The sequence below is a fragment of the Streptomyces boncukensis genome, assembly GCF_011045075.1.
GTDB lineage: Bacteria > Actinomycetota > Actinomycetes > Streptomycetales > Streptomycetaceae > Streptomyces > Streptomyces boncukensis.
In genome coordinates this window covers 1-9,425 of sequence record NZ_JAAKZZ010000294.1, presented here as the reverse complement: position 1 = coordinate 9,425, position 9,425 = coordinate 1, and the positions used below count along the sequence as shown (strand labels likewise).

At 74.3% G+C, this 9,425-nt stretch carries 8 protein-coding genes; 3 read left to right on the top strand and 5 right to left on the bottom strand.

Going from position 1 to position 9,425, the window contains the following annotated elements; all coding sequences use genetic code 11:
- Window positions 1–82: 82 nt before the first annotated feature.
- Window positions 83–1,747 carry a penicillin-binding transpeptidase domain-containing protein gene (locus G5C65_RS24070; protein ID WP_338146617.1) on the bottom strand — a complete coding sequence of 555 codons (1,665 nt, stop codon included), beginning with the start codon at window positions 1,745–1,747 and terminating at the stop codon, window positions 83–85.
- Between the two features lie 122 nt (window positions 1,748–1,869).
- Here G5C65_RS24070 and G5C65_RS24065 point away from each other — a divergent pair, with 122 nt between their 5' ends.
- Together G5C65_RS24065 and G5C65_RS24060 are read left to right on the top strand one after the other, a co-directional pair.
- Window positions 1,870–2,739, top strand: coding sequence for a LysR family transcriptional regulator (locus tag G5C65_RS24065; protein ID WP_165301007.1), 870 nt, complete (start codon window positions 1,870–1,872; stop codon window positions 2,737–2,739).
- A complete protein-coding gene (locus G5C65_RS24060; protein ID WP_165301006.1) occupies window positions 2,736–3,650 on the top strand; it encodes a serine hydrolase in 915 nt (304 codons plus the stop codon). Before G5C65_RS24065 ends, G5C65_RS24060 begins: the two co-directional genes overlap by 4 nt.
- A gap of 244 nt (window positions 3,651–3,894) precedes the next feature.
- Here the strand turns inward: G5C65_RS24060 and G5C65_RS24055 are convergent, their stop codons facing one another.
- Together G5C65_RS24055 and G5C65_RS24050 are read right to left on the bottom strand one after the other, a co-directional pair.
- Entirely contained in the window at window positions 3,895–4,821 is a 927-nt protein-coding gene (locus G5C65_RS24055) for a PfkB family carbohydrate kinase (RefSeq protein WP_165301005.1), read from the bottom strand.
- A gap of 101 nt (window positions 4,822–4,922) precedes the next feature.
- Complete coding sequence (locus G5C65_RS24050; protein WP_165301004.1) at window positions 4,923–5,948, bottom strand: aliphatic amidase; 1,026 nt, start codon at window positions 5,946–5,948, stop codon at window positions 4,923–4,925.
- Between the two features lie 157 nt (window positions 5,949–6,105).
- Between G5C65_RS24050 and G5C65_RS24045 the strand changes: the two genes are divergently transcribed.
- Complete coding sequence (locus G5C65_RS24045; RefSeq protein ID WP_165301003.1) at window positions 6,106–6,918, top strand: SAM-dependent methyltransferase; 813 nt, start codon at window positions 6,106–6,108, stop codon at window positions 6,916–6,918.
- Between the two features lie 16 nt (window positions 6,919–6,934).
- On the opposite strand, the gene G5C65_RS24040 is transcribed toward G5C65_RS24045, so the two are convergent.
- Window positions 6,935–8,392, bottom strand: coding sequence for an FG-GAP repeat domain-containing protein (locus tag G5C65_RS24040; protein ID WP_165301002.1), 1,458 nt, complete (start codon window positions 8,390–8,392; stop codon window positions 6,935–6,937).
- A gap of 84 nt (window positions 8,393–8,476) precedes the next feature.
- Window positions 8,477–9,379 carry a glycoside hydrolase family 19 protein gene (locus tag G5C65_RS24035; protein WP_420903356.1) on the bottom strand — a complete coding sequence of 301 codons (903 nt, stop codon included), beginning with the start codon at window positions 9,377–9,379 and terminating at the stop codon, window positions 8,477–8,479.
- Between the last annotated feature and the right edge of the window lie 46 nt (window positions 9,380–9,425).

The following is a 9,425-nucleotide window of genomic DNA, read 5'->3' as shown; positions in this document are numbered from 1 at the left end:
GGGGCGTCGCGGGTGGTGCGGGTGGTGCGGTGCTGCACGGTCGTCCTCGTCTCCTCGGGTGCGGGGTGCCTGGTTGTACGGGTCATCCGAGCTTCTTCAGGAAGCGGGCCGCCACCGGCCCGGCGTCCGAGCCTCCGGAGCCGCCGTCCTCCAGCAGCACCGCCCAGGCGAGGTTGTCGCCGCCCTGGTAGCCGATCATCCAGGCGTGGGTGTTCGGCGGATTGTCGTCGCCGAACTCGGCGGTGCCGGTCTTGGCGTGCGGCGTGCCGGGCAGGCCCTTGAGTGCGTGGCCGGAGCCCGAGGTCACCACCGCGCGCATCATGCCGCGCAGGTCGCGCACCACGTTCCCGGCCGGCTTCCGGGGCGCCCGGTGCTTCTTGCGCACACTGTCCGGCACCAGCACCGGCTGCTGGAAGCTCCCGTTCTTGACGGTGGCGGCGAGGGACGCCATCACCAGCGGTGACGCCTGGACGCGGCCCTGCCCGATGGTGGCGGCGGCCTTGTCGTTGTCGCTGGTGTTGTCGGGGACGGCGCCGTCGTAGGTGGCGGCGCCCACGTCCCACTCGCCGCCGATGCCGAACGTCTGGGCCGTCTTCCGCAGGGCGGAGTCGCCGAGCCGGGAGCGGGCGCCGACGAAGAAGGTGTTGCAGGACTCGGCGAAGGACTCCTTGAACACCGTCCCCTTCGGCAGCGTGAACTGGTCCTGGTTCTCGAACCGCTGGCCGTTGACCCGGGCGAACTTCGGGCAGGGGGCGGGGTCGGACGGGCTCAGGCCCGTGTCCAGCAGCGCCGCGGCGGTGACGACCTTGAAGGTGGAGCCCGGCGGATAGCGGCCCTGCAGCGCCCGGTTCATACCGCCGGGGCGGTTGGCGGCGGCGAGGATACGGCCGTTGCGCGGGTCGACGGCGACGAGCGCCGCGTTCTTCTTCACCCCGGACAGCGCCTCGGCGGCGGCCCGCTGCACACGCGGGTCGATCGTGGTGCGCACCGGGCGCCCCTTGGCGCGCCGTACGGCGGACAGCGCCTTGACGGCCTTGCCGGTGGTGCGGTCGGTGACGGCCACGGCCTTCCGCGGCCCCTTGCCGCCCGAGAGCCGCTTGTCGTAGCGGGCCTGGAGGCCGGAGGTGCCCTTGCCGCTCGCGCTGTCCACGGAGCCGACGAGCGAGGCGGCCTCCAGCTCGCCGCCGTCCTTGTCGAGGATCTTCGCCCGGGAACCGGTGGTGGTGAGCGCGAGGGTCTGTCCCGGGCGCAGCTTCGGGTGCACGGTCGGCGTCGTGAACTTCACGGTCCAGCCGTCGGACCGCTTCCGCATCCCCGCCTCGGAGTCCCAGCCGTAGCCGCCCACCCCGGGTATCCGCATCCGGACGGTGAAGCGGACGCGTACGTTCCGGTCGTCCTTCCGCTCACCGTCCCCGACGGTGGTCCGGGTCGAGGACGGCTTCAGGTTCGTCGTGACCGATTTCAGGAGCGACTCGGCCTCCTGCGGGGAGTCGGTGTACGAGGCGGCCTTTCGCGCGTCGCCCTGCTGCCAGCCGCGCAGGAACAGCTTGAGATGGTCCTGCGCGGCGGTGACCTGCGGGTCGGGCCCGTCGTCGGACGCGAGCAGCTGGTAGCCGCCCCAGCCGCCGCCGGCCAGTACGAGCAGGGCGGCCGCGATGCCGGCCGTCCGCCGCCTGTGCGAGCGCCGGGGGGTGAGCAGCGGGCGGGGGGCGTCTGCCGGCGGTTCCGGCGGTTCCGGGTGCGACACGGCGTCCTCCTCTGGTGGTGCGCGGTGCGTCGTCAGTGAAGCCCGCAGCCCGTCGGCATGTCGAATACACTCTCGGCGTCGCGGTGATTCGTTCTCCATATCCGTGCATGTCAGGGGGGACCTTGCTGACCGAACGGCATCTGGAAATCTTTGTCGCGCTGGCCGAGGAGGAGCACTTCGGCGCCGCGGCCCAGCGGGTGGGGATCACCCAGCCGCCGCTGTCGCAGGGGCTGCGGCGGCTGGAGGCGCTGCTCGGGGTACGGCTGTTCGACCGCAGCCGTGGGGTGACCCTCACCGACGAGGGGGCTCTGCTGCTGCCGCACGCCCGCCGCGCACTCGCCGCGCTCACCGGGCTGCGGGAGGCCGGGGCGCGCGAGCGGGCCGAGGGGCGCAGACTGCGGCTCGGCTTGGCGCCCGAGGTGCCGCCGCCGGTCGCGGGCGCGGTGGCGGCGGCGCCGGGCCGGGCGGGCGAGGGCGGCCGGATAGGGGTGGCGACCGCGCCGACCGCCACCCTGCTGTCCGAGCTCGCCGCGGGACGGCTCGACCTCGCCGTCGTCCGGCACCCCGCGGTGCTGCACGGGCTGGCCGCCGGCCGGGTGGTGCTCTTTCCGACCTGGCTCCTCTCGCCCGCCGAGCGGCACATCGCGCTGCACGGGAGCCCCCGGCTGCCCGTCGCGGTGCGCCCGCGCGAGGAGGCGCCCGCGGCGTACGACCTGTTCGTGGACACGCTGGCCAGCCGGGGCCGCCGGGTGGAGACCGTCGTCGTCTCCGACGAGCGCGCCGGGCTCGCCCTGGTGGCGGCGGGGCAGGCGGTGCTGGTCACGGCCGACGCCGCGCTGAGCGCCGACGGCGTCGAGCGCGCCCCTGCGACCGATCCGCCGCTGCCGCTGCGGCTGCGCGTGGTGTGGGACGCGCGGCGCCCCGACGCCGACGGCATCGCACGTACCGCCCAGACCCTGGTGGAAGCCCTCACCGGGCAGGCGGCCTCATGAGCGGGGCCCGGCGGGAGGGCGGCGTGCAGCGCGCGCTGCGGGAGATGTTCGCCGACGCGGGCGTGCGCGGCTGGCTGCACGTCGCCGAGCTGCACCGTCCCGAGGCGTGTGTGACCCTCGACCCCGCCGAGCCGGTCCCCGTGGGGTCCGTCTACAAGGTGCCGGTGATGGCCGCGTTCTGCCGCCTGGTGGACGCCGGCGCGCTCGACCCGCGCCGGCCGGTGACGCTGGGCCCAGCGGACCGGATGCCGGGACCGACCGGCATCTCCATCCTCCGCGACCCCGTGACCGTGTCGCTGCGCGACCTGGTGGCCCTCATGATGAGCGTCTCCGACAACACAGCGGCCGACGCGGTGCTCCAGCGGGTCGGCGGTCCGGCGGTCGACGCGGTGTGCCGGGACACGGGGATGCGGGACACCCACATCTTCGGCGGCGTCGCCACCACGCTGGCCCGGCTGGTGAAGGAGACGGGGGCCGAGTCGCTGGGCGCCGCGATGGAGCGGATGGCCGACAACGACGCCACGGTGCCCTCGGCCGTCTACGACCCCGTGTCCAAGGCGTCCGCCTCGCCCGCCGACATGGCCCGGCTGCTGCGGGCCATCTGGACGGGCACGGTGGCCTCGCCCGACAGCTGCGCCTTCATGCGCGAGGTCATGGGCCGGCAGCCGTGGCGGCACCGGCTCGCCGCCGGGTTCCCGTACGACGACGTGAAGGTGTCGGGCAAGACCGGGACGTTCGGCGCGATGCGCCACGAGGCCGGGGTCGTGGAGCTGGCCGACGGCAGCGCGTACACCGCCGTCGTGTTCACCCAGGCGGCGCGCGCCGACAGCGTCCTGCCGCGGGCCGACGCGGTGATCGGCGCCTCGGCCCGGCTGGCCGTGGAGGAACTGCGCGGCACAGCGGGGACCTGAGGGGGACCTGAGAGGGCGCCCCGAAGGGGCGCGGGGAACTGTGCGCCCGGCCGTAGAACAGCCGCACTCGGCGATGCGCGGTCAGGGGCAGCCTCTACGCCGCCGCTGCTCAGGGGCGCCCCTGTGGGTGCGTCGCAGACTGCGGGTATGCGGTGGTTGCGCGCGCAGTTCCCCGCCCCCTTCGGGGCCCTTGCGTTGCGCGCACCCCGCGGCGAAGCCGCAACCGGCGGCCGTACGGAACCTCTCAGCTCAGCTCCGAGAGGTGCGGGGGTTCCGCGCCGGGGCGGGAACAGGTGACGGCCGCGGCCCGCGCGGCGAACCCGAGCACGTCGCGCCACCCCTCCCCGCCGACGCCGTCCAGCGCCCCGCGCTCCAGCAGGCCCCGCTCGCCGAGCGCGTGCAGCAGCGCGGCGTTGACGGTGTCCCCGGCGCCGATGGTGTCCACGACCTCCACCCGCTCACCCGGCACGGAGTGCGCGCCCCGGTGCGTGAAGACCGTCAGCCCCTCCCCGCCCCGGGTCACGACGACGGCCTCCGGCCCGGCGGCGAGCCAGTCCCGCACCGCAGCGGGGACCCGGTCCGCGCCCTCGGCGAGCCACTCCGCGTCCTCCTCGCTGAGCTTCAGCAGCGAGACGTGCGGCAGCCAGCCGAGGAAGCGGGCGCGGTACGCGTCCGGCGCGGGGATGATGCCCGTCCGGATATTCGGGTCGAGGGCGATGAAGAGCCCCTCGGCCGCGCCCCTGCGCATGAGTTCCTCGTACGCGCTCGCGCCGGGCTCCAGCACCAGCGAGCAGGTGCCCAGCGAGAGGGCCCGGGTGTCCGCGGGGAGGTGGGCGGGGAGGCCGAAGAGGCGGTCCGCGGTGCCCTCGGCGTAGAAGGAGTAGGCGGCGGAGCCGTCCGGGCCGGGCGCGGCGACCGCCAGCGTGGTCGGCTCCGGCCCTCGCTGCACCAGGTCGGTGTCGACCTTCTCCGCCTCCAGCCGCTCCAGCAGCGAGGTGCCGAAGGCGTCCGTGGAGACCCGGGAGCAGAACGCCGCCGGGCTCCCGAGCCGGGCGAGCGCCAGCGCGGTGTTGTACGGGCCGCCGCCGCGTACGGGGCGCAGCGGGGACAGCGGGTCGCCCGCGCGCTGCGGCACGAGGTCGATCAGGGCTTCGCCAGCGACGACGATCACGGCAGACTGTTCCTTTCGCAGGTACCGCTCCGGAGCCGGCCCTCAGCCTCCACGCCCCGGGCGCGCCCCGCAAGGGGCGCAGCCCGCCGCGGCGTACCCGGTCAGCCCGTGCCGCTGCCGCTGCCGCCGTTGCTGCTGCCGCTGCCGGGGCCCCGGACCGTCAGCTCCTCGGACCGCTCCGCTGCCTTCTGCGGGTCGGTTACCCACAGCCGGTAGAAGTCGAAGGGGCACTCCGCCACGCCCGCGTCCCCCTCCCCGGCGTCCCGGACGCCGGAGTAGCCGCGGTGCAGCAGCTTGTAGAGGTGGTTCTGGGACTGGTCGTGGGCGCGTGCGTCGCGGATCGCGGACACGGACAGCTGGGCGTACTGGATGCCGTACTCCTCCTCGCCGGTCTCGCCCAGCGTGCGGCCGTCGAAGCCGATGACCGAGGAGTGCCCGAAGTAGGAGTACACGCCGTCGAACCCCGCGGCGTTGGCCACCGCCACATAGCAGTTGTTCGCCCACGCCATCGCGCGGGCCATCAGCACCTGCTGGTCCTTGGCCGGGTACATATAGCCCTGGCAGCGGACGATCAGCTCGGCGCCCTTCATCGCGCAGTCCCGCCAGATCTCCGGATAGTTGCCGTCGTCGCAGATGATCAGCGAGATCTGCATGCCCTTGGGGCCCTCGGTCACCAGCGTGGCGTCCCCCGGGTACCAGCCCTCGATCGGGCACCACGGGAGGATCTTGCGGTACTTCTGGACGATCTCGCCCGCGTCGTTGATCAGCACCAGCGTGTTGTACGGGGGCTTGTGCGGGTGGTCCTCGTGCCGCTCGCCGGTGAGCGAGAAGACGCCCCAGGTGCGTGCCCGGCGGCAGGCCCCGGCGAAGATCTCGGTCTCCTCGCCCGGGACGCGGGACGCCGTGGCCAGCATCTCGTCCGGGTCGTACATGATGCCGTGCGTCGAGTACTCCGGGAAGACGACGAGGTCCATGCCGGGCAGGCCGGTCTTCATGCCCTCCACCATCTCGGCGATCCGGTGGGCGTTCGCCCGCACCTCCTCCGTGGTGTGCAGGCGGGGCATCTTGTAGTTGACGACGGCGACGCCGACGGTGTCCGGGCTGGAGGAGATGTCACCGTGTCGCATCGCGGACTCCTTTTCTCGTGCGGCGGTCTGCTGACGAGCGTGGACCCGGAGGCGGGCGGCGACAATAGGTCTGCACCAGGTAACAGCCCCGCCGCGACACAAGTGCAGGTTGCACCTAGGGTGTTGGGTAGAGATCCACTGAGCGTAGGGGTTGGCGATGAGGGACACGGGATACACGCCCGAGGAGATCAACACCGGAGAGGCGCACTCCGCGCGCATCTACGACTACATTCTGCGCGGCAAGAGCCACTACGAGGTGGACCGGGCCGCGGGCGACGCCATGGTGGAGGTGTGGCCCGCGCTCCCCGTCCATATGCGGGCGAACCGGGCCTTCATGCACCGCGTGGGCCGCTTCCTGGCCCGCGAGAAGGGCATCCGGCAGTTCCTGGACATCGGTACCGGCCTGCCCACCAGCCCGAACCTCCACGAGGTGGTCCAGGAGGCCGCGCCCGACGCGCGTATCGTCTACGTGGACAACGACCCCATCGTGCTCACCTACGCGCAGGCGCTGCTGCACAGCACCCCGCAGGGCCGCACCACCTATATCGACGCCGACATGCGCGACCCCGACGCGGTCCTCGCCTCGCCCGCGTTCCAGGAGACGCTGAGCCTGGACGAGCCGGTCGCCCTGCTGGTCATCGGCATGCTGCACTTCATCCACCCGTCCGACGACGACCACGGGCTGGTGCGCAGGCTGCTGGATCCGCTGCCCGCGGGCAGCTACCTCGCCGCGACCATCGGCACGGCCGACTTCGCCCCGGAGGCGGTCGGGCAGGTGGCCGAGGAGTACGAGCGGTCCGGGATGCCGATGTGCCTGCGCACCCAGGCGGAGGCGGCCGCGTTCTTCGACGGCCTGGACCTGGTGGAGCCCGGGGTGGTGCAGGTGCACCACTGGCGGCCCGGCCCGGACGACGAGCGGGTGGACGACCGGGACATCGCGATGTACGGCGCCGTCGCACGCAAGGGCTGACGCGTCCCGGGGCCCTTCACGACCGGTCCGCGAACCGGGTGGTGGCGAACGCGGCCCGGTCGCGGGAGGTGGTCCCCTCGGTGATCCACCAGTGCGTGGGGTGCTCGCCGTACAGCCCGAACAGCGTCCCGGCCCCCCAGTGCAGGATCAGCTCGTCCTTGCCGTCGCCGTCGAAGTCGGCGGCTCCGGCGGGCCGGGCGTGCCGCCATTTCGCGGGCGTCTTGCGGCTGTTCGCGCGCGCCGGGCCCTCGCGCAGCACCTCGGTGCGCCGGTCGCCGTCCAGGAGGGTGGCCCCCTCGTAGGTGGCGACCAGGATGCCGTCGCGGCCGTCGCCGTCCGGGTCGGCGGCCGCGAAGCCGCCGGGGCCGTAGTCGCTGTCGCCCTTGCGCGCCGCCCGGGGGAGCCGGCGGGTGGCGGGCTCGCCGCCCTTGCCGGGGTAGACGGTGAGCGAGCCGCCGATGTCGGGGGACTCCGTCTCGTGGCCCGGCTCGTCGTTGCGGCTGCCGTCGTCGCCGATGGCCACATCGCGCCGCCCGTCGCCGTCGAAGTCGCCGAAGGCGTGGGCGTTTCCGCGCCGCAGCTCGGTGCCGGACGGCCCGGGGCCCGCTCCCCGGCGGGCCCTGAAGAGCAGGTTGCCGGACTGCTCGCCGTCGCTGACCAGGTGCACCAGCAGCGAGGTCGCGCGCGGCGCGCCGGACGGGTCGATGGCGTCCGCGTGGAGGGTGCCGTCCCGCCACGGCAGGCTGGTGTCGGTGCGGGCCGGCGCGCCCGCGCGGCTGAACGGTCCGTAGAGCAGCACGACGGACGAGTGGTTCTGCGCGAGTCCTGCCAGGTCGTGGTGGCCGTCGCCGTCGAAGTCGCCCCGCACCAGGGACTCCACGCCCAGCGCCCCGGTCCCGGCCGGCAGCCGCACCGGGGTCGCCTTCGCCGCGGTGCCGGTCCGCGGCCCGCGCGGGCCGCCCCAGGTGACGTACGGGACCCGGCGGGCCGTGGCGACGCGGCTGTCCTTCGCCTCCTCCCGCGCCACCGGGGTGACGACGTCGGCGAAGCCGTCGCCGTCCAGGTCGGCGGTGAGCGCGCGGTCGGCGGAGAAGTCGCCGGACTGCCCGGCCCGGCGCAGGCTCTCCGGCAGCCCGAGGCCGTCCCGGTCGTGGACGGTGCGGGTGACGGGGTCGGGGCCCTTGGCCGAGCCGTACACCACGCCGAGCCGCTCCTCGGGCTGCTCGCCCCCGTTGCCCGGGTCCCCGGTGCCGACCGGCACGACGAGGTCGCGGTACCCGTCGCCGTTGAGGTCGTCCGGGTCCTTGGCACCCTTGCCGGGCGCCGGGGCGCGGCTCTCGGCGGGCGTGCTGACGGCCGGCGAGGGGGAGCGGGAAGCGCGCTGGTCCGGCTCCCCGGAGCCGCCGCACGCGGTGAGCGCGGCGAGCAGGGCTGCGAGGGCACCGGCGGGCGCGCCGAGGCGACGAGGGATCATCACGGCCTCATCGTCCCACCGCCCCCCGCGGCGCACCTCGGGGGGCGGCCCCCTTCCGGCGCCGGTCCGCCGGACAGGATCAGGTCAGCAGCGCAGGTTGTCGCCCGGAGTCGTGCCGAGGATCTGCACGAACTGCTGGTAGCGGTCGATGCGGCTCTGCACCTGGGACGGGTTGCCGCCGTCGCACTCCAGGGCGCCGTTGATGCTGCGGATCGACTCGCCGAAGCCGTGCCCGTCGACGATGGCCTGGTGGCCGGTCACGGTGCCGGGGCCGGTCTGGGTGTTCCAGTACCACAGCGCGGTCTTCCAGGAGACGGCCGGGTCCCGCTCCACCAGCCAGGGGTTGTTGAGCAGGTCGATGCCGAGCGCGTCCCCGGCGGCCTTGTAGTTGAAGTTCCAGCTGAGCTGGATGGGGCCGCGCCCGTAGTAGGCGGCGTTGCCCGCGGGGCAGCCGTACGGCTGCTGGTCGTCGCAGTAGTGCGGGTAGTTGTCCTCGTTCTGCTCGACGATGTGGACGAGCCCGCCGGTCTCGTGGCTGATGTTGGCGAGGAACGCGGCGGCCTCCCGCTTCTGCACGGTCTCGCTGCCGGTGGTGGTGAAGTCCGGGTAGGCGTCCAGCGCGTCGACCAGGCCCTGGTAGGTGTAGAAGGGCTGCCGGTTCGGGAACATCTGGTCGAACTGCGCCTGGCTCACCAGGAAGTCCGAGGGGTCCGGGTCGCCGCCGTCGGAGCCGCAGGCGCCCTGGTCCTCCCACACGCCCCACTGCCCCGTGGCGCCGGGCGTCTCGCCCTGGGTCCACCACTTGGCGCGCCAGTTGTGGCCGCCGTGCGAGACGGTGTCGCCCTGGGTGTAGGTGGCGCCGGAGGTCCAGGCGGCGGCGCAGGCGGGCGCTGCGCCGGCCTTGGCGGGCAGCGCGGACGCGGCGGAGGCGGGGAGGAGCACGGCCAGCACGGCCAGCATCCCGGTCAGCGCTGCCAGGGCGAGCAGCGGCCGGCGGCGCCGGGGCGCGTGGGACCGGTGGGGGGTGTCGGGG

Bases quoted from the DNA above. Each gene is read 5' to 3' on its own strand.
- G5C65_RS24040 (WP_165301002.1), bottom strand. From the start codon at position 8,392: ATGATCCCTCGTCGCCTCGGCGCGCCCGCCGGTGCCCTCGCAGCCCTG.
- G5C65_RS24045 (WP_165301003.1), top strand. From the start codon at position 6,106: ATGAGGGACACGGGATACACGCCCGAGGAGATCAACACCGGAGAGGCG.
- G5C65_RS24060 (WP_165301006.1), top strand. From the start codon at position 2,736: ATGAGCGGGGCCCGGCGGGAGGGCGGCGTGCAGCGCGCGCTGCGGGAG.
- G5C65_RS24050 (WP_165301004.1), bottom strand. From the start codon at position 5,948: ATGCGACACGGTGACATCTCCTCCAGCCCGGACACCGTCGGCGTCGCC.